Annotated in this window: 17 protein-coding genes; 7 read left to right on the top strand and 10 right to left on the bottom strand. The window is 67.6% G+C overall.

Annotated features, from left to right (window positions below):
* Positions 1–85: 85 nt before the first annotated feature.
* From CYFUS_RS16035 to CYFUS_RS16020, 3 genes are all read left to right on the top strand, one after another.
* Positions 86–877 (top strand): hypothetical protein, encoded by a 792-nt coding sequence (locus CYFUS_RS16035; protein ID WP_095986018.1) that lies wholly within the window; start codon positions 86–88, stop codon positions 875–877.
* 394 nt (positions 878–1271) lie between these two features.
* Positions 1272–2417: an anhydro-N-acetylmuramic acid kinase gene (locus CYFUS_RS16025; RefSeq protein ID WP_095986016.1), complete on the top strand. Its 1146-nt coding sequence runs from the start codon at positions 1272–1274 to the stop codon at positions 2415–2417.
* Positions 2414–3580 (top strand): GTP-binding protein, encoded by a 1167-nt coding sequence (locus CYFUS_RS16020; RefSeq protein ID WP_095986015.1) that lies wholly within the window; start codon positions 2414–2416, stop codon positions 3578–3580. Before CYFUS_RS16025 ends, CYFUS_RS16020 begins: the two co-directional genes overlap by 4 nt.
* A 25-nt stretch (positions 3581–3605) precedes the next feature.
* Here CYFUS_RS16020 and modA read toward each other — a convergent pair whose 3' ends face one another.
* Both modA and CYFUS_RS16010 read right to left on the bottom strand, forming a co-directional pair.
* On the bottom strand, positions 3606–4436 hold the full coding sequence (gene modA, locus CYFUS_RS16015; protein ID WP_095986014.1) for a molybdate ABC transporter substrate-binding protein: 831 nt from the start codon (positions 4434–4436) through the stop codon (positions 3606–3608).
* Positions 4433–5368, bottom strand: a complete 936-nt coding sequence (locus CYFUS_RS16010) for a helix-turn-helix transcriptional regulator (protein ID WP_095986013.1) — start codon at positions 5366–5368, stop codon at positions 4433–4435. Before CYFUS_RS16010 ends, modA begins: the two co-directional genes overlap by 4 nt.
* An 87-nt stretch (positions 5369–5455) precedes the next feature.
* Between CYFUS_RS16010 and CYFUS_RS16005 the strand changes: the two genes are divergently transcribed.
* The 3 genes from CYFUS_RS16005 to CYFUS_RS15995 are packed head-to-tail and all read left to right on the top strand — an operon-like array spanning position 5456 to position 8648.
* Positions 5456–6349, top strand: a complete 894-nt coding sequence (locus tag CYFUS_RS16005) for a hypothetical protein (RefSeq protein ID WP_095986012.1) — start codon at positions 5456–5458, stop codon at positions 6347–6349.
* Positions 6346–7521 carry a hypothetical protein gene (locus CYFUS_RS16000; protein ID WP_232537595.1) on the top strand — a complete coding sequence of 392 codons (1176 nt, stop codon included), beginning with the start codon at positions 6346–6348 and terminating at the stop codon, positions 7519–7521. The genes CYFUS_RS16005 and CYFUS_RS16000 overlap by 4 nt, the downstream gene beginning before the upstream one ends.
* Before the next feature lie 38 nt (positions 7522–7559).
* On the top strand, positions 7560–8648 hold the full coding sequence (locus tag CYFUS_RS15995; protein ID WP_095986010.1) for a glycoside hydrolase family 43 protein: 1089 nt from the start codon (positions 7560–7562) through the stop codon (positions 8646–8648).
* A gap of 114 nt (positions 8649–8762) precedes the next feature.
* Here CYFUS_RS15995 and CYFUS_RS15990 read toward each other — a convergent pair whose 3' ends face one another.
* The 8 genes from CYFUS_RS15990 to CYFUS_RS15955 form a co-directional block, all read right to left on the bottom strand.
* Entirely contained in the window at positions 8763–9749 is a 987-nt protein-coding gene (locus CYFUS_RS15990; RefSeq protein ID WP_095986009.1) for a TauD/TfdA family dioxygenase, read from the bottom strand.
* A 64-nt stretch (positions 9750–9813) separates the two neighbouring features.
* Positions 9814–11193: a methylaspartate mutase gene (locus CYFUS_RS15985; protein ID WP_095986008.1), complete on the bottom strand. Its 1380-nt coding sequence runs from the start codon at positions 11191–11193 to the stop codon at positions 9814–9816.
* A gap of 27 nt (positions 11194–11220) precedes the next feature.
* On the bottom strand, positions 11221–12306 hold the full coding sequence (locus CYFUS_RS15980) for an aspartate kinase (RefSeq protein ID WP_095986007.1): 1086 nt from the start codon (positions 12304–12306) through the stop codon (positions 11221–11223).
* 225 nt (positions 12307–12531) lie between these two features.
* Positions 12532–13587 (bottom strand): aspartate-semialdehyde dehydrogenase, encoded by a 1056-nt coding sequence (locus tag CYFUS_RS15975; protein ID WP_095986006.1) that lies wholly within the window; start codon positions 13585–13587, stop codon positions 12532–12534.
* 14 nt (positions 13588–13601) lie between these two features.
* Complete coding sequence (locus tag CYFUS_RS15970; RefSeq protein WP_095986005.1) at positions 13602–14129, bottom strand: cobalamin-dependent protein; 528 nt, start codon at positions 14127–14129, stop codon at positions 13602–13604.
* Positions 14126–15037, bottom strand: coding sequence for a DMT family transporter (locus CYFUS_RS15965; protein ID WP_095986004.1), 912 nt, complete (start codon positions 15035–15037; stop codon positions 14126–14128). The genes CYFUS_RS15970 and CYFUS_RS15965 overlap by 4 nt, the downstream gene beginning before the upstream one ends.
* 14 nt (positions 15038–15051) lie before the next feature.
* The gene (locus CYFUS_RS15960; RefSeq protein ID WP_095986003.1) at positions 15052–16005 is read right to left on the bottom strand and encodes an amino acid ABC transporter substrate-binding protein; all 954 of its coding nucleotides are present in this window, start codon (positions 16003–16005) and stop codon (positions 15052–15054) included.
* A gap of 839 nt (positions 16006–16844) precedes the next feature.
* The gene (locus CYFUS_RS15955; RefSeq protein ID WP_232537594.1) at positions 16845–18599 is read right to left on the bottom strand and encodes a carbohydrate-binding module family 20 domain-containing protein; all 1755 of its coding nucleotides are present in this window, start codon (positions 18597–18599) and stop codon (positions 16845–16847) included.
* A 191-nt stretch (positions 18600–18790) separates the two neighbouring features.
* Here CYFUS_RS15955 and CYFUS_RS15950 point away from each other — a divergent pair, with 191 nt between their 5' ends.
* Positions 18791–20038, top strand: a complete 1248-nt coding sequence (locus CYFUS_RS15950; protein ID WP_095986002.1) for a dipeptidase — start codon at positions 18791–18793, stop codon at positions 20036–20038.
* Positions 20039–20051: the final 13 nt, after the last annotated feature.

Below are 20051 nucleotides of genomic sequence, written 5' to 3'. Positions count from 1 at the left end.
CGAGGTTGAACGCCGCCCGGAAAGCAACCGTCCAGGTCGGATGACCTGGACGATCTGTCGGAGTGGGAGATACGCTCACTCCGTCATGCGTGCCGTGCTGTCCGCCCTGCTGTTGCTGTTGCCCGCCCTGGCGTCCGCCGTGGACGTGCAGGGCGCGCTGCCCACCGCGGACACGGTGTGGAAGAGGAACCTCAGCCCCTACGTGCTCACCGGGGACGTCACGGTGCCCTGGGGCGCGAAGCTGACGGTGGAAGCCGGCGTGCAGATCATCGCCATCCCCGAGGACGGGTTGCGCTCCGGCGTGGACCCCGAGCGCGTGGAGCTCATCGTCGATGGCACGCTGGTGGTGCTCGGGACCCCGTCACAACCCGTGGAGTTCACCTCCCATGGCCGTCCGGGCTCCTGGTACGGCGTCCGGGTGCGCGGAGGCCGGGGCACGGTCATCGACGGCGCCCGGATCGATCAGGCCACCCAGGGCATCTCCCTGGGCATGAGCGCGGCGGTGAAGAACAGCTCGGTGAGCGCCCTCGCCCAGGACTGCATCCAGGTGACGTGGGGCACCTCCTCGCTCCAGGCCAACGACGTGAGCGGATGTGGAGGGCGTGAGCGGGCGTCTCCCGTGCGGCCCATGGCGCCGAGCGAGACCCGCGCCCAGGACAACCGGCTCGCCAACGGCACGTCCTCGTCCCGGGGCAACACGGCGCCGCCCGCCTCGCCCCCTCCCCGGCAACGCCCCTCCGTCCTCCCGCCCCCGAGCTCCCCCGCACGGAGCCCTCCGCCAGACGCACGCCCCCGCCGGAAGCTCCAGCCCCGCGGCTCTCCCGCCCCCTGCCCTCGGCGGTGGACGTCGGCGACTGCGCGATCGAACCCCAGGTGAACGAGCCGCCGGAGTGCCCCGGCATCCGGCAGTGGCGCAAGAATCAGGAGCGCCTGAGCGAAGTTCCGCCCGACGACGAGCCGCGCCAGAACGCGCCCAGGCGGAACACCCCGGCCAATTCCGGCCGCCAGACCTGGGGCCCCACTCCACGCGGGGGCACGAACGAGCGCCTCCGCGTGACCCCGGACACGCGGAGCCAGGTGGGAATGGGCCGCTCGGCCCGCCCCTGAGCCGCCACCCGGAGGGCATCCGGGCGAAAACCCCCGGCACGGCGCTCCCCTCCCCACCAGGGAGACTCACCGTCATTGCCCGGACTTTCCCAGAGTGAGGGATTTTCGTCGTTCACCCCGGATGAGCCCGGCGGGCGTGGGAGCCAGGCCTTACATTGAGGGACATGGACTCGGGATCCCGCCTCTCCCGCGCACGGCTGTGTGTCGGGCTGCTGTCTGGCACCAGCGTGGACGCGGTGGAGGCGGTGCTCTGCCGCATCGAGGGCACCGGAGCGGAGGTTCGCATCACCCTGCTCGCCCACGTCTCGCGGCCCTTCTCCCCGGAGTTCACCCAGCGGGTGCTCTCCGCCCAGGACGCCCGCGCGCTGTGTGAGCTGAACTTCGCCCTGGGCGAGCACTTCGCCGAGGCGGCGCTGGAGGTCATCACCCGGGCGGGCCTGCGCCCCGAGGACGTGGACGTCATCGGCTCGCATGGACAGACGGTGGCCCATTGGCCCTCGAGCCTGTCGGACACGCCCTCCACGCTTCAGCTCGGGGAGGCCTCCGTCATCGCCGAGCGCACCGGCATCGCCGTGGTGAGCGACTTCCGCACCCGGGACATGGCGGCGGGAGGTCAGGGCGCCCCGCTGGTGCCCTATCTGGACTGGGCCCTGTTCCGTAAGCCGGGCGTGGCCCGGGCGCTGCAGAACCTGGGCGGCATCGGCAACGTGAGCGTGGTGAGCGAGCGGCTGGAGGACACCATCGCCTTCGACACCGGACCGGGAAACATGGTGATGGACGGGCTGGCGCGGCGCATCTCCGGCGGCCAGCTCTCGTGCGACCTGGACGGCCACCTGTCGCGCGGGGGCCAGGTGGTGCCGCACCTGCTCGAGGAGCTGCTCGCCCACCCCTTCCTCGCCCTGCCCCCACCGCGCAGCGCCGGACGCGAGGGCTTCGGGGACGCACTGGTGACGCGGCTGTGGGAGCGCGCCCGGGACACGCGGCCCCAGGACTTGATGGCCACGGCGGTGGAGTTCACCGTGGAGGCCACGGCGCGCGCCTACGAGGCCTGGCTCCTGCCGCGCTTCACGCTGGAGGCGGTGTACGTGTCCGGCGGCGGCATCCGCAACCCCGTGCTGATGGAGCGGCTGACGGCGCGGCTCGCGCCCCTGCCGGTGCACCCGGTGGACGTGCTGGGCCTGCCCGAGGGCGCCAAGGAAGCGGTGTGCTTCGCGCTGCTGGCCAACGAGCATCTGTCGGGAACGCCGGCGAACGTGCCGTCGGCGACTGGCGCGCGGCGTCAAGTCGTTCTAGGAAAGCTGACACCGTGAGCAGCGTGAACCTGGTAGCCCGGGAAGTGGCGGCGAAGATCGTCTTCTATGGACCGGGTCTGTCCGGCAAGACGAGCACGCTGCGAAAGATCTACGAAACGGTGCGCCCGGCGCACCGCGGCGAGATGATGTCCATCGCCACCGAGGGAGACCGGACGCTCTTCTTCGACTTCCTGCCCGTGAAGGTGGAGCGGGTGAATGACTGCACGGTGCGGCTCGCGCTGTACACCGTGCCCGGCCAGGTCTTCTACAACGCCACGCGCAAGCTGGTGCTCCAGGGCGCCGACGGCGTGGTGTTCGTGGCGGACTCGCAGCCGGAGATGATGGACGCCAACCGCGAGTCCATGGCCAACCTGCAGGAGAACCTGCTGGAGCAGGGCATCCGGCTGGAGCGCTTCCCGCTCGTGGTGCAGTGGAACAAGCGCGACCTGACCTCGGCCCTGCCCGTGGCGGAGCTGCGCGAGGCGCTCAATCCCCGCCTCGTGCCCGACTTCGAGACCGAGGCCATCAGCGGCAAGGGCGTGCTGGACGCGCTCAAGGGCATCACCCGGCTCGTCATCCAGGATCTGCGGGCCAAGCGCATCGTCCCCCCACCCCGCTCGGCCAACCCCGTGGCGGCGCCCCGTCCCGCGGGGAGAGGACTGGAAGCCGAGCTCAGCCAGCACCTGGTGGGCCGCACCTCCGCCGCCTCCACCTCCGTGTCCTCCACTACCACCGCCTCCGCCTCACTCGCGGCCCCGCGCCCCGCCATGCCGTCGCGAAGCATGCCCGCCGTGGGGGCGCCGCAGGTGGTGGTCGCGCCCACCGCGCCCCCAGCGCTGACCGGACAGCGGCCCCTGGGCGCCGCGAGTGCGCTCGCGCCCTCGGAGCTGTTCGACCATGCCCGGGCCGCGGAGGGAGCCTTCGCCACGGGGGATTACGGCACGTGCATCCAGGCCTGCCTCGATGCCGCCCGCCGCGGGCTCGCGCTCGCGGGCGAGGGGCCCCTGGGCGCACAGGCCTACCTGCTCCACGTGGATGGGGGTGATCTGCTCAAGTTGCAGACGCTCGGGGCGCGAGGCGGCAGCTACCGCGTGGATGACGCCGCGTTCGCGCTGTACGTGCTGATGCAGATCTTCACCCGGCTCCACACCGCCGGCCTGCCCACACCCGCCACGGAGTGAGCCACGCCTCGCGGGACGTGCCCCGTCACTTCCCCGGCGTGGAGAAACCGTAGCGCTCGAGCAGCGGCCGGCTCTGGGAGCCGAGCAGCGCATCGCGGAACTGTCGGGCCAGCTCCGGATCCTGGGCCTTCTTGAGAAGGGCCCCGCCCTGCTCCATGCGCGGGTAGGCGCTCACGGGGACTTCCCAGTAACGACCCCGCTCCTTCATGGCCGGGGCGAGCGCGAGCGACATCGCGATGATGCCCACGTCCGCGGCGCCGCTCTGCGCGAACTGGGCCGCCTGCGCGACGTTCTCCCCGAGCACCAGCTTGTCCTTGACGGCGTCATGGAGGCCCTGGCTCTTCAAGGCGGCCTCGGCCGCTCGGCCGTAGGGGGCATGCTGGGGGTTGGCGATGGCGATGCGCCGGACGCCCGGCTCCAGCAGCACCTTCATTCCGAGCTTCTCCACGGGCAGCGTCGAGTCCTGGGGCACCCACAGGACGAGGTGGCCCACGGCGTAGGCGAAGACTCCGCCCGGCTCCACGAGCCCCTGCTCGACGAGCTTGCGCGGGTAGGACATGTCCGCGGAGAGGAAGACGTCGAAGGGCGCGCCCTGGGAGAGCTGCGCGAGGAAGTTGCCCGACGAGCCGTAGGTGACCTCCACCCGGTCGTCGGGATGCTTCGCGCGGAAGTCCTTCAGCAGCTCGTCCAGCGCGAACTTCAGGTCCGCCGCCGCGGCCATCCTCAAGGTGTGGGTGCGAGGCGGGGGCGGCGCGTCCGCGGCGGCGGCGGAGGGCCCCCACAAGCCGGCCAGGACTCCCACGACGAGCAGGAGCAGCCCGCCCCTTCGGAGCACGGTCCTCACGAGGTTCTTCATGTCCTCTCCTTCTTCCGGGTGGGGGCGTGGCGGGATGCGCGCGCCGCGAGCACCTGGAGCTTGCCGGTATCGCCCGGCTCATACCCTGGAATCCCCCGCAGCGAGCGCCGGAGCGCGGCGCCCTGGGCGGTCTCGCACAGGCCCACGACGGCGGGCGTGCCCAGCAGCACCGTGGGGATGACGAGCCCATAGGCCTCGTATCCGAGCGAGCGGAAGGACAGTCCGAGCCGCGAGGCCCAGGCGCGTGACGCCAGGCCCACGTCCGCCTCGCCCCGGGCCACGGCGCAAGCCACGTCCCGGTGGGACGCATGCAGCGTGGCCCCCCGGTGAAGACTCCTGGAGTCCAGGCCCGCGTCGCGAAGGCACTCGTCCAGGTGGTGCCGCACGCCCGCGGTGGGGGGACGGCTCGCGAAGCGCACCCGCGACAACCGCTCCAGCGCGGCGGGCTCCTTCCCCGGCGCGGCGATCAGACCGACCTCGCGATGCACCAGGTGCAGACGGGCCAGCCCTCCACGCGCCTCGGTCTCGGCGGGCAGCGCGCCATGCCATCCAGCGGCCATCACCTGCCCCTGCTCCAGCAGCTCCAGCGCGTGGGAGCGATCCGCGAGCACGAAGCCCACCAGGGGATGACCTTCCCGTTGATGCCGCGCGAGGAGCGTCTCCACCGCGAGATCTCCATTCGCCGCGAGCAATGGCGCGGGCGCGGCTCCCGTGGGAGCGGTCTCGGATTCGGACGGAGCATGCGCGGAGGACTCCGCCCAACGCAGCACCTCCTCGCGGGGAAAGAGCCACTTGCCCCCGGCCCGGCGCGTGGGGATGCCGCGCTTGAGCAGCCGGTAGACGTGCTTGGGGTGGACTCGCAGGAGCGCCGCCACCTCGCGCGTGGTGAGCAGCGCGTCCGAGGAGGTGGGGACCGGGGCACGGGAGGTCATGGTCACCGTTTTCTACAATTTTCAACCAAAGGGAACAACCCGGGCCGCTAGAGTGCCGCGCTCCCATCCCCCATCCCGAGGTTCGCGATGCGACCTGTCTTCCTGGCGATGTGCCTGCTCTCCCTGTACGCCTGCGCTCCCCCGGCCCCCACGCCCTCGGGGCCCGATCCCTCCGCGCCCATCGAGCGCGGCCCCAAGGCCATCTCCCTGGATGGAGATCCGAACGGGCTGTTCTGGGACGCCGCCGGGAAGACGCTCTACATCGCGGATGACCAGAACAACCGCGTGCTCAAGTGGACCGACGCCGGGGGCATCTCCCTCGTGGCGCAGCTCCCCCCCGCTCCCGGCAACGGCCCCGGGCTGGGGGATCTCGTGCGGATGCCGGACGGCACGATCGTCGTCGTGCGCTTCGGGGGAGGCACGGCGGGGGACGTGGTCTTCATCCGGCCGGATGGCACGACGGGCACCGTGCCCGGCCTGAAGCCCGAGCGCCGGCGCATCGGCTTGACGCTCGCCCCGGATGGCCAGCTCTACGTCGCCTACTTCGTGCGCGTGAACAACGCGAACGTGGGCTCGGTGGCGCGGCTCACCCTGGAGGGCACCGAGCAGGAAGTCATCGGCGCGCTGCAGAAGCCCGTGGGAGTGACGGTCATGGGCGACTCCCTCTTCGTGAGCGATCAGCTCGCCGGCAAGGTGTACCGCGCGCCCCTGGCCTCGCCCCAGGACTACACGACCCATGCCGCGCTGCCGAGCCCGGATCTGCTGGCGGTGGGCCCGAGGGGCTCGCTGCTCACCGGCAGCCGCGAGGGCAAGGTCTTCAGCATCGCGCCTTCCGGTGAGGTGAGCGTGCTGGCCAGTGGCTATCAGCAGCCGCGCGGACTCGCCTACGACGCGGAGAACCAGCGCCTGTTCATCGCCGACCACGACGGCGATGACTCCAACGGCGCCACCTACTTCCTGCGGATCATCCCGGTGGAATGATGCGCGCCACCCTGTTGATGCTGGCGTTGGTGCTCGTCCCGGCGCGGGCCGCCGCGCAGCTCTCCTGGTTCCGTCCCCTGCTGGTGGGCGAGCTGGACTACCGCGTGTACTCCGACGAGGTGGAGGGAGAGCAGGGCTTCGCCCTGGGGCGCTTCCGCCTGGGCATGGCCGCGCGGCCCACTTCCTGGTTCCAGGCCGTGGGCACCATCGAATGGGCGCTCGAGAAGCCCGCGATCGTGGATGCCCTCGTGATCTTCACACCGAATGACTCCGTGCGCCTGCGGCTGGGTCATGGCAAGACGCCGCTGTTCGCCTCGGCCCGGGACGTGACCATCGAGGCCCTGCCCATCCCCGAGCTGTCCCTGCCCGTGCGCGCGATGTGGCCCGGACGGGATCTGGGACTGGAGGCGCAGTGGTCTCCGAGGACCCTGCCCCTGGAGGCCTGGGTCCGCGTGGGCAACGGCTCGCGCAGCCCCCTGGGCAATGACAACACGTCGCCCTCGCTGGATGCGCGCGTGGACGGGCTGCTGGGGGGAACCCTCTGGGGCCTGCGAATGGGCGCGGGCGTGCACGTGGAGGACGCCTTCGATCGGGCGGGAATTGGTGGCACCACGCCCACGGGCTTCCTCTTCTACCGGCCGGTGCCCGTCTCCGGCGCGCGGTGGGTGACCGAGGCGCATGCCCTCTTCTGGAGCGGACCCCTGCGGCTGCTGGCCGAGGGAGCCCTGGCCCGGGAGGAGCGCTCGCGCGACACGGATGGCAACCCCCAGACGCCGCGCGAACCACTGCCCGCGATCCGGGCCCGGGGCGCGGCCCTCGAGGCCTCGTGGATGGTGCGAGGCACCCGCCCCCGGGCCACGGACTGGCCCGAGGGGCCTCCTGCCGGCGAGGAGGGGGCCTGGGGGGGTGGCGCCGTGGAGGTGACCGCCCGCGCGGAGTGGCTCGGCGTGGGGTTGGGCGCCCCGGACGTGACTCCCGGCGGAGCACGCGGCGGAGCCGTGGCGGTGCGCTGGTGGGCCACGGAGTTCCTCGCGGTGGGAACCACGGGCTCCCTGCTGCGCTACGACTCGCCCCCCCTCGAGGCTCCCGAGCGGCGCTATTCCTGGCTCGTGCTGACGCGCGTCACCGTGAGCCTGCGCCAGCCCATAGACAGGAAGTTCCCGAAAAATTAGAACACGAGGAATTCCCGTTTCGCGGTGCAGGAGCCCCCATGCGGCTGTCGAAGATCTTCCCCGGTGTGACACTGGCGCTGTCCTTCCTGGCGTGCGGAGGCCCCGAGGTGGGCCCCGCCGCCGTCCACGAGTCGGTGAGCACGAGCGAGCAGGCCGCGCGCCTGTCCATCCGCAACGCGGACCCGACCGTCATCCGCGTGGACAGCACCTACATCTCCGCGGAGGTGGAGGGGGGACGCATCTACGTGCGCACGGCCTCGTCGGTGGACGGGCTGTCGGGCGCCGCGCGCCAGGTGGTCTTCAGCAACCCCAATGGCTGGGCCGAGGTGTGGGCGCCGGAGCTCATCAAGAGCGGCAGCACCTACTACATCTACTTCACGGCGGGCGCGGGCCCCGCGCATCGCATGTATGTCATTCAATCGCAGAGCCCCAGCTCGGGCTACTCGGCCCCGGCGCCGCTGGCGCTGCCGGACAACAAGTGGGCCATCGACGGCACGGCCTTCGTCTACAAGGGGCAGTGGTACTTCGTCTGGTCCGGCTGGGTGGGAGACACCAACGGAGAGCAGACGCTCTTCCTCGCGCGCATGTCGAGCCCCACGCAGGTGACGGGAGCCCGCTACGTCATCTCCCAGCCCCGTGAGACGTGGGAGAAGGTCGACATCAATCCCCCCTGCCGCGTCAACGAGGGCCCCGAGCCCCTCATCGATCCGAGCGGCCAGTTGCACATCGTGTACTCGGCCAATGGGAGCTGGGGCTCCAACTACTGTCTGGCGGATCTGCGGCTCAAGGCCGGGGGAGATCCCACCTATGTCTGGGACTGGTACAAGTCCAATGGCTGCCTCTTCGGCGCGGCGGGCAACACCCTCATGGCCGGATGGGATCCAACGCTGTACGCCAAGGGCGTGGGCCACCACTCCTTCGTGCTGCTCAATGGAGATCCCAACACGAGCCCGCCCGCCGGCCCCACGTTCCCCCTCGCCTACCACGGCGTGAACAAGAACGAGTACCCGAGCGACTTCTGGGGCGCGCGCTACTGGTACTCGGGCAGCTTCCAGTGGTGGGGCAACATCACGTACACGCGCGGCACGGAGCGCAACACGGGCTGGAGCCTGAAGTTCTACGAGTAGTCCTCGCGAAAGCCATTCACCGCCCGGGCTCCACGCTCGGGCGGAAACGACAAGGCCCCGCCCACCGCGCCAGAGACGCGGTGGAGCGGGGCTTCTTGCTCGTCCTTGCTTCGACTAGGCGAACACCCGCTGGGTGCCGATGGAGCGGTGACGCATCTCCCACATGTTGCGGCGGATATAGGTCCGCAGCAGCCAGCGGTCCTCACCGTCGAACCCCGGCTCGAACACGCCGCGCGCGTGCAGACCCTTGCGGTTGTTGATGAGCATCGTCATGCCGGGCCGCAGGGCGACCTTGGTGTGGACCTTGTCGTCGTGGCAGGCGGCGTGCAGCTGCTCGAGGGCCTTCTCGGCCTCGGGCGTCTCGCCCTTGACGCCGTTGGCGGCGATGGAGATCTCGGGGAAGGCGTCCGGCCCGGAGATGATGGGCACCAGGTTCGACCAGACCTGGGCGCCGTTGGCGCGCTCGCGCGAGAAGGTGCTCGGAGCGGCCATGCGGAACAGCGGCTGGCGCAGCAGGGCCACCGTCTCCGCCGGCAGCGCCTTGCAGATGTCGCGCGCATCCGCGTAGTACGTGTAGGCCTTGCCTTCCTTGTCCGCGCGGATGCAGTGGAGGATCAGGTAGTCCGGGTTGAAGCGGTGGTAGTACCCGCTCTCATCGTGGACCGAGTCGTTGTGGTAGTTGAGGAAGACCTTGGAGCCCTGATTGGACTGGGTGTAGCTGCCCGACTCCACCGGCGTCACGTAGTGGATGAGGTTGCCGGACTTCTCGGACGTGAAGCCGACCGGCTCGCCCAGCATCTGGGTCAGCCCGAGCAGGATGCCCTCGCCCACGAAGCTGTTGCGCGCCGTCACGGGCTTGCCGTCCTTGGGCGTCGGGGGGAGCACCGGGTCCAGCGGCATGTTCTCCAGCAGCATCACCCCGGGGCTCTCGGGGAAACGCCCGAAGGACATGATGTCCTTGATGACGTTCGCGGGGAGCTCCGCGAAGATCTTGTACACCTGGACGAGCGAGTCCTCGAACTTCTCGTACGGAGAGGTGATGGCCTGCAGCTTCGCGCCAATGTTCTTCGACAGGGTGTCTTCCAGAGCCAGAGGCTTCATGGGCATTCTCCTTCTTTGATGCGAGATCGATGTGATGAGGAAACGGTGTACGGCGGATGGGGACTCAGACTTCGATGGCTTCCTGCAGCGACATGTTCGAGAAATACATGATGTCGCGTGTGAGCTTGCTGAAGAGGCTGAAGGACGGAGAGTGGGTCGCGTTGTTGAGCAGCTGCGCGTTGCGGGAACGGACAGCGTCGCTCATGCAGAGCCCTCCCGGGTTATGGTAGCGGATGGCGCCGCTCCGGTCACGCATCGGCAGGACACCGGACTTCGCATAACGGCTGGCGCTGAAGGGGATGTCCAGGATGCCGTCCGCGAACCCCTCCTCGATGGCGCGGTAGATGTCTGGCTTGTCGAGGATGGGGGCCACGATCTCATCCACCTCGCGGAGGATCCAGTGCAGCTCCTCCTCGACTTCCGCGCTGTCCACCTTCACGAAGTCGGAGATGGTGCTGTTGACGATCCGGGTCGTCCAGATGCCCAGCGCGTTGGCCTGGGGGGTCGGAACGCCGAGCGCCTCCTCGTAGGTCTTGTTGATGACCTTCGTCGCATGGCCCTTCTTGGCGACGATGGCTCCCTTGAGGATGAGGGCCTCGGCGTCATGCCTGGCGGCGGGGAAGGCCCCCATGAACTGGTGCAGCACGGGGAAGACATCCACGTCCGGCGGCAGGTACTTGGCCGCCATCTTGCGGATGGCCCGGAGGGCGGCGACGTCCTGCGCGATGTGTCCACCCTGGCAGTAGGAGATGGACAGGCACTTGACGCCCTCGCGCACGGCGCAGAGCGCCTCGAGCAGGGTCATGGACAGGGCGATGGAGGGAGGAATGAGCACTGCGGTCAAGGTGCCGAACAGCTCCCGGTCCACGATGATTCCGTCCCGCGCCAGCTCACCGCAGCGCTGGTCCACGTAGCGCCAGTTCTGCATGCTCGAGCTGATGGGCACGTTCTTCGAATACGGCAGGTTGTAGCCAATCCCACCGCCCTCGAAGGAGGTGATGCCCCCCGCGATGGAGGACTCGAACAGCAAGCGCGCATCCGGCGAGCCATGGCGGATCTCGATGGGCGCCTGAACCGACTCGTTCAGCTCACGCACCTTCTTGTACCCGTGGCACACCAGGGGATAGCCGTTGAGGTTCTGCGGGTTCTCCTGGAGGACGGCGTTCGCCTTGTCGAACTGGCACAACCGCGTATACGCGTCGATGGTGAGCGAGAGGATATCCGGCTGGGCCTCGCGCTCCAGGAACTGCAACAACTCGCCCATCTTCTGCTGGGAACCCACGCCACAGCGCGGCTGGACCAGCAACGTGCCCAAGGCATCCGCCTGCTTCAAACGCTGGTGGACGTTCTGCTTGCGCAGGTTGCGGATGTACTCGACCGTCTCCTGCTTCGTGGGAAGCTCGTAGGAGAAGTTCTTGTCTATCGCCAGGATCTGCTCGTTCATGGTGGGGCTCCCCTTGGGAGACGGCGCCTAGGCGGCGCTTCCGATCTGACCGCGCTGGGAGTAGAGCTGGTCGTGCAGTTGCTGGGAGAACGCCTGCGCCGTGCTCTTCTCGGGCAGGTGGCGGGACACACTCCCATCCCGCCGGAACTCGGAAGCCAGGTAGCGATCCAGCGTCCGGGGCTGGAGATTGTTCTCCCGGAGGAACCGCTCCACGTCGAAGAAGCCGCAAGTGACCGCCAGCCGCGACTCGCCCGGGCGCGCCATGTCGACGAACGGCACCTCGATGGCGCTCAGTGCCGCCACGGCGCGCTCCTGCTCGGCCTGGGCGGCGAACTCCAGGACGACCGAGCGCTGATCCAGCACGAGGACGGCCGGGGCGCCCTTCTGCCCGATGCGCGTGCCCACCCGGAAGTCATCCTGGTTCAGGCGGCAGACGATCTCCACACCGTGGCGCTTGGCATAGCGGACCGAGCCGTGATGGATGACCTTCGCGCCGCTCAGCGACATGTCGATGGCGGCGTCGTAGGAGATCTCCGGAACCAGTTGGGTGCCGGAGATCTGGTTGGGGTCCGACGAGTAGACGCCGCAGACGTCGGAGTAGATTTCGCAATCCTTGACGCCGAGCGCGGCCGCCACGGCGACGGCGGACAGATCGGAGCTGTTCTTGCCCATCCACATCTGCTGGCCCTGGGCGTTGCGGGCCTGTCCCCCGGGCACCACGACCACGTCGTGGGTCTCCAGCGCGGTGCGCAGCGGGGTGGGATCGAACTCCTGGATCCGGGCGCGCGAGTAGTTCGAGTCCGTCAGGAGGCCGAGCTGGGAGAAATAGAGGGTGGTCACCTTGACGCGCTGGCGCTCGAGCGCCGCCCGGCAGTAGGCCGCACCGATCGTGTCCGCCAACGGAATGAGGCAGTCAATCGTCTCGCCCGAGGGCTCGGGATTGATGGACAGACACTTGGCGCGCAGGGCCTCGGTGGCGCCAGGCAGTCCGCTGACGACCAGGGCGACCTTGTTTCCCTCGGCGACCCGCCCCTGGATGTAGCTGGCGACGCGATGGAAGTGCTCATCACTGGCGAAGGACGAGCCTCCGAACTTCATGACCTGAATCCGCATGGTGTTTCCTGCTCTCTCCCTGGACGATTCCTTGACGCTCTACTGCACCCGCGGCGGGCCCGACCTGGAGGGCCGGGCGGACGTCTCCCGTGGACGAGGCCTCTTTCGGGAGGAGCCTCGCCTGGGGGACTGTTTCGCCGCTGGAAGGGGGGTTCAACACTTGCCGAGGCGGAGTCCAGGCGGCACTCCCTGGGGAGTGCTCGCTCCGGACCCGCTCCGGGTGCTCTAGGCGGCGAGCGGCTTGCGGGCCAGCAGACCGTTGGCGATGACTTCCTCGGCGATCTGGAGCGCGTTCAACGCCGCGCCCACGCGCAGGTTGTCGGAGACGACCCACAGCCAGCCGGCGTTCTTGTTGGTCGCGTCCACGCGGATGCGGCCCACGTGCACGTCGTTCTGGTTACGGACCGTGCGCGGCGTCGGATAGTTCTCCGCGCCAGGGCCGTAATAGACCTGCAGCTCTTCCCCGCCGCGCAGCAGCTCGAGCATGCGCTGCAGCTCCAGCGGCCGCTCGCACTCGAAGTAGACGGCCTCGGAGTGGCAGTTGATGACCGGGACGCGCACCGCGGTGCTGCTCACGTACAGGTCCGGGCGCTCCATGATCTTCCGGGACTCCTGGATCATCTTCTGCTCTTCCAGGGTGAAGCCCGTCTCCTGCATGGCGTCGATGTTGGGAACGAGGTTGAAGGCGAGCGGCACCTGGAAGCGCTGAGCCTTGAGCACGCTCTTCTCGTCGGCCATCAGCTGGCGCGTCCCCTCGCGCAGCTCCTCGATGCCCGTGAGGCCCTGGCCCGAAGCGGCCTGGTAGGTGCTGATGATGACCTTCTTGACGCCGAACACCGGATCCAACGGCTTGAGGGCGCGCACCACCGGGATGGTGGCGCAGTTGGGGTTGGCGTAGATGCCCGAGGTGGGCCAGGAGTTCAGCTGGTGCCGGTTCACCTGCGGCACCACCAGCGGCGTGTCCGCGTCCATGCGGAAGGCGTTGGTGTTGTCGATGACCAGCGCGCCCTGCTGCGCCGCGCGGCGGGCGGACTTCTTGCTGATGGAGGTGCCCGCGGAGAAGAAGGCGATGTCGATGCCGGTGAAGTCGAAGGTCTCCAGGTCCTTGATCTCGTACGACTTGCCCCGGAACTGGATCGTCTTTCCCGCCGAGCGCGGCGAGGCCACCAGGTGCAGCTCCTTGAACTGGAAGGAGCGCTCCTCGAACAGCTCGAGGAAGGTCGTACCCACGGCTCCAGTGGCGCCCACGATGGCCACAACAGGCTGCGTCTTCTGCGTCATTGTCGGATTTCTCCCTAGATTCCGGAGGCCTGGCGCATCTCGGCCATGGCGTTGTTCGTATTGTTGGAATTGGCGGACGACAGGAGGTGCAGCTGCTTGGCCAGCAGCTCCGGCCTGTTCTGCACGATGTCCACGCCCAGCTTCATGAAGTACTCCTCCAGGCCCAGCTCCTTCTGGCTGCCGACCGAGAGGTTGCCGCCGAGCACCACCGGGCAGCGCACGCCGTACTCCTGCTTCAGCTCCAACAGGCCCCGCAGGTCATCCTTGGCGTGCCCATTGAGGCTGCCGATGACGATGGCGATCACATTCTCATTGCTCGCGTAGGCATCCATGAAGTCGCGCAGGGGGGTGCACGCGCCGAGGTTGACCACCGTGTAGCCATTCTCGCGCAGCATGTGGGCGATCAGGTGGTTGGCCACCACATGGGTGTCGCTCGCGGCCACTCCGAGGATCACCGTGCCCCGCGAGGAGTCCGTCTTCGCGGAGTTGGGCGCGGGAACGCGAGAACCTCTCGGCTGGAGATGCGAGATCTCGTTGCTCATGACAGGGCCTCTTTCTTGGGACCGATGAAGGCGAAGTTCCAGTTGCGGTTGACCGCGATGCTGCTCAGGAAGATCAGGACCACGCCCAAGCCCTGGAACGGCGCGAGCCGGGTTCCGTAGACGGCGAAGTCGATGATCAGCGCCACTGCGGGGTAGATGAAGGACAGGACGGCGATCTTCGTCGTGTCCAGCTTCTGGTAGGAGGAGTACATCAGGATGTACATGATGCAGGTGTGGATCAGACCCAGGCCGGCCAGGTAGTACCAGTGCGTGCCCACGGTCGGGACGTTCTGCAGCGTGGTGAACGGGTAGAGCAGGAACATGCCCAGGGTGATCTGGCACAGCGCGATCAGGTGGGGAGGAATGCCCTTGAGCCGCTTGGCCACGATGGTGGCGATGCCGTAGAGGACCGCGGCCGCCAGCGAGTACAGGATGCCCTCGATGTAGGTCGACTTGAGATCAGAGGCCTGCAGGTTGGTCACGAACACCATGCCGACGAAGGCCAGGCAGATCCAAAGGATCTTGTTGGCCGAGATGCGCTCCTTGAACAGGATGACGCCGAGCAGGACCACGTAGAAGGGCTGCGTGTGGTAGAGGATGGTCCCCATGGTGATGGAGGTCAGCCCGTAGGACTTGAACAGGAAGACCCAGTTGAAGACGATGCACACACCGCCCAGCGCGATGAGCGCGGTGGTCTTCTTGGTGAAGAAGGAGCGCTTGAAGAACCCCTTGGCCAGACAGAAGATCGTCAGGCAGATGGCTCCGAACAGGCAGCGGAAGAACACCACGTTGAAGGCGTCCATGTGGGCTTCGGTGACGAAGATTCCAATGGTGCCCGAGAGCACCATGGCCGAAACCAGCTGAATGACGCCCGTCCTGTTTTGCTGCTGCTGCTGCTGATTATCCATGGTGTGTGTGTGACTCACTTGAAGGGGGGAGCGTAGAGAATGCCACCTTTGGACCACAGCGCGTTCATACCGCGCTCGAGCTTGAGACGGGACTTCATTCCCAGGTTACGCTCGAAGATTTCGTGGTAGTTGCCCACCTGCTTGATGACCTGGTGGGCCCAGCCCGGTTCCAGCTGGAGATGAGAGCTGACCGCGTCCGCGGACTTGAGAAGGTGAAGCGCGTCGGGGTTCTTGCCGGCGATCTGCGCGTCGATGCTCTCGGACGACACGCCCACATCCTCGGCCTCGATGGTCAGGTAGATGACCCACCGGACCACCTTCTCCCAGAGTCCGTCACCGGCCTTCACCGCGGGGCCCATGGGCTCCTTGGAGAAGGTCTCCGGAACGATGATGTGGTCCTCGGGATTGGGCAGGCGCAGGCGCTCGCCGGTCAGCGGGACGCGATCCAGGGCATAGGCATCGCACTCGCGCCGCGCGTAGCCGTCCAGCGCCTCCTGCGGCGTGGAGTAGTAGCGCCCGGTGAAGGAGATGCCATGCTGCTGCAGGAAGCGCTGCAGATTGATGTCCGTGGTCGTTCCCGATTGAAGCGCGACCGTCGGGTTCTTCAGTTGCCGCACGCTGGTGACACCGAGATCCCGGTGAACCAGCATCGTCTCCCCGTCATAGACGGTCATCGCCGCGAAGGTGATTCCCTGCGCCGAATCGCGAGAGAAGGTGCAGGTCGCGTTGCAGCAGAGCACATCGACGGTCTCATCCCTCAGCGAGGAGAAGCGCTCCTCTGGCTTGAGTGAGATGAACTCGATTTTAGATGCATCTCCAACGACCGCGGCGGCCACGGCCCGCCCGAAATCAACATCAAAGCCCCGCCAGCTCTGTCCTTCTTGATAGGACATGCCGTAGATACCGCGGCTGACTCCGCAGCGAAGCTGTCCACGCTGCTTGATTCGCTTGATCGTCTCGTTGTTCATTATTAGTTCAGCCTACCCTCTATAGAGGGTGAGGCCTGCTCTGTTCCCGGTTCGCTCGGATTCGGTGGCGGGTGGCCTGGATTCGCCTGACCCCGCTCGGCTCCAGAGCCACGCATACGCCTGGGCATTCCTACCCGATATATATCCGTTAAGCAACATCCACTTAATCCTCGGATAACGGATTTTTTCCCGATAGCTACATCTCCTGCTCTGTCTGGTATCGCTGTAATTCCACGGATACGGAAGTCACCGGCGCCCAACCGCCTCAGAGGTGTGAGCGGGCTACGCTCCTGCTGGAGCCTGATTTCACCTGGGCGTGACGCTCTCGTCGTGGACGCTCCACGGGCTCGAGTGCGGGTCCATCAGCCCATCTTACGGAGCAGGGTGACATCGAAAGAGGCCCTGCACCCATCGTCCGTCAGGGCTGTACATGCAGCACATGGACCCACTCCGTCCCACCTGAAGCCCACCAGGGGAGGACGTTGGTGAGCTGTCTTTATCAATCCCAGGGCTCGAGCCCGTGCGTCCACCGGTGTGGACTCCGAGGCAACTGGAGACCAAGGACAGCACCGCGCACCTATCGTCCGATAGGCTTTTGCATGTGGCATGGCACCCTACTTCGCACTCCGATGGGATGGAGTTGGCGTGTGGCGAGGGGGTTGAGCACTATCGAGAGGTTTCCCCACCAGCGCGGCCCCTGGTGGCGAGCACCCGGCCATGAACAAGGAAGGCGCCGGAGGAGCGTTTCGGGCTCCGTCACGGCGCCTCCGTTGACAGGCTCGTGTTCCAGGAGACGCGAGCCGCGCGGAAGTCCGCGCGGCTCGGGCCCGTCAGCCCAATCAGAAGCCGCCCGTGGTGGACACCGAGCCCGAGGACGGCGTGGTCAACTTGATGTTGTCCCCCGGCTGCCACTGCACGCCGTTGGCCGGGTTGCTCTCCTCGCGCTTGAGGCACTTCCACTCGAGGGCGGTGTTCGCCGGGAGGGAGATGGCACCCGTCCAGGTGGGGTAGCTCGTCGGGTTGAGCTTCACCGCGCTGGCGGGAGCCCAGGCGCCCAGGGCACCGAGATTGCCGACGACATAGACGCTCTGGCCCAGGTACGTCTGCCCGTTGTTGCACGTGAAGTTGACGGTGACGCTGCCCGGGTTCGGGTCCGGGTTCGGGTTGCCACCCCCGGAGACGACGGCCCCCACGTGGATGGCGGCCGAGGTCATGCCCGCCACGTTGAAGGTGGCGTTGCCACTGCCGTCCACCGTGACGGTGTTGCCCGCACAGGTGCCGTTGTTGAAGTCACCAGAGAGCACGTTGCAGTAGGTACCGGCCGGCAGGCTCGTGGCGAAGGAGCGGTTGAGGCCGCCCCCCTCACGGTTGACGACCACAAAGCCCTTGCCGGTTCGGGCGAAGGCGATCTGGTTGTTGCCGTTGTCCCACCAGTTGGAGACGGCCGTGCCCTCGGTCACCGCGCGGAAGCGGACCATGTTGGCGATCTCGCGCCAGCGGTGCTCGCACTGCCACTCGCCGAAGCAATTCACGGAAGTGCCATTGTGCACGGATGAGCCCGGGGGCCCCGCGTCCGTGTTGGTGAAGGAGTAGCTGGACATCACCTGCGGATAGCCATACGGCCAGCCCAGCATGAAGACGTTGGCCAGGTTGTACAGGCTGCCGTCCTTGTGGGTCAGGATGTTGGCGCCGCCCGCCCCGTGGCCCCGCTGGTTGTCGTGGTTGTCGGTGAACACCACCGCCTTGCCGCTGGACATGAAGCCCCAGCTCTCACCGAAGGTCTTCAGGTTCTTGAGCTGGCTCGTCTTGAACTGCTCGCCGATCCTCGCGCTGTACTTGAACTCGGTCACCGAGCCGAGACCGAAGTACTGGCTGGAGGTGATCGGCTCGCCGCCCAGATCGATCACCTCCAGGAAGATGAAGGGCGAGCCGGTCATCCGGTTGCGGATGCCGGAGATGTCTCCCGGCGACATGTGCTTGGCGGCGTCGATCCGGAAACCCCTCACGCCAATGGAGGTCAGATCGTTGATGTAGTTGGCCAGCGTCTGCTGCACGTAGCTGGAGCCCGTGTTCAGATCCGGCAGACCGCTCAGGTCGCAGTTCTGGACGTTCCAGGCATCCTGGTAGTTGCTGATGCTGCAGATGGGACTGTGATAGTCATTGGAGCCGTACATGGGGTGGCTGCGCGTACTCCACTTCGTGCCCGCGACCCCCGTGCTGGAACCACTGGCCCCGTAGGACGCCGTGTGGTTGATGACGAGGTCGGCGTAGACGGCCACCCCGGCCGCGTTGCAGCGCTGCACCATGTCGATGAACTGCGCCCGGCTTCCGCCGCGCGAGTCCAGCTTGTAGCTGACCGGCTGATAGCGGGTCCACCACTGCGTGCCAGTGATGTGCTCGTTGGGGGGGGATACCTGGACCGCCGTGTATCCCTTGGGCCCGAGGAATGTCTCGCATTCGCGGGCCACGTCTGGCCATTTCCACTCGAACAGGTGGACATAGACACCCGCTTGCGCCGTGCCGGACACGCTCAACGCGAGCGCGCAGCCAAGGGCGCTCAGCACTCCACCACGCTTGTTCACCGTGCTACTCATTGTCTTCACCTGGGGATAAGGGGAATGGACAACACTGGGCATTGTTTCTCCTGGACATGACCCTCCAGAAGAACGGGCGAGACCCTAGAAGCCCGCCTTCGTTGACTTCGCGCGTCATTCCCGGGAAATGTTGAGAGACTCGATTCAGCAGCGCTGGCACGTGTGAGCCCGCCTGTTCTAAGCCCCGGGTCATGAAAACCCCCCTGCCCCTGCTGGGTCTCGTCCTGCTCACCGCCGCGTCCTGTTCCCATGCGCCCCTCACGCGGCAGGGGCCTCCTCCCGCGGATGCCGCCGAACGAGGCCGCGAGCTCGCCCACCGGCTCATCATCGTCGATGGCCATATCGACGTGCCCTACCGGCTCCAGGAGAAGCTGGGCCCCGAGGGCGAGCCCACCGAGGACATCTCCCAGCGCACCGCCGGGGGAGACTTCGACTACCCCCGTGCGGTGGAGGGAGGGCTCGACGTGCCCTTCATGTCCATCTACATCCCCGCGGAGCTCCAGAAGACGGCCGGCGCCTCGAAGGCGCTCGCGGACTCGCTGATCGATCTGGTGGAGAAGCTCGCCCGCGCGTCACCGGACAAGTTCGCCCTGGCGCGCTCGGTGGACGAGGCGCGCCGCAACACGCGCGAGGGCAAGGTCTCCTTCGCGATGGGCATCGAGAACGGCTCCGCCCTGGAGGACTCGGTGGCCAACGTCGCCCACTTCCACGAGCGCGGCGTGCGCTACATCACCCTGACGCACTCGGCAGACAACCTGCTCGGCGACTCCTCCTACGCCGAGGGCGCGCACCGCTGGAGCGGGCTGAGCCCCCTGGGCAAGCAGGTGGTGGCGGAGATGAACCGCGTGGGCATCATGGTGGACGTGTCGCACCTGTCGGACGCCACCATCCGCCAGGTGCTGGAGACGAGCCAGCAGCCCGTCATCGCCTCCCACTCCTCGTGCCGCCACTTCACGCCCGGCTTCGAGCGCAACCTCAGCGACGAACTCATCCGCGCCATCGCCGCCAAGGGGGGCGTGGTGATGATCAGCTTCGGCTCGGGCTTCCTCCTCCAGGCCGCGCAGGACCATGAGAAGCGGCTGCGCGCGGAGGCCCTGGCCTTCATCCAGCAGCGGGGCCTGACGCGGGAGAACCCCGAGGTCAAGGCGTTCATCACCACCTGGCTGAGCGAGCACCCGTTTCCCCGGGCGCGCGTCGAGGACGTGGCCGACCACATCGAGCACGTGGTGAAGCTCGTGGGCATCGACCACGTGGGGCTCGGCTCGGACTTCGACGGCGTGGGCCCCACCCTTCCCGTGGGGCTCGAGGACGTGTCGCGCTACCCCAACCTCTTCCGGGTGCTGCTCGAGCGCGGCTATGGCGAGGCGGAACTCGAGAAGCTCGCCTCGGGCAACGTCTTCCGCGTGTGGCGGCAGGTGGAGGCGGCCGCCCGGCCCTGAGTCCCGGGCGGAC

This window comes from Cystobacter fuscus (assembly GCF_002305875.1).
Classification (GTDB): domain Bacteria; phylum Myxococcota; class Myxococcia; order Myxococcales; family Myxococcaceae; genus Cystobacter; species Cystobacter fuscus_A.
This window is presented reverse-complemented; position numbering and strand designations above follow the sequence as displayed.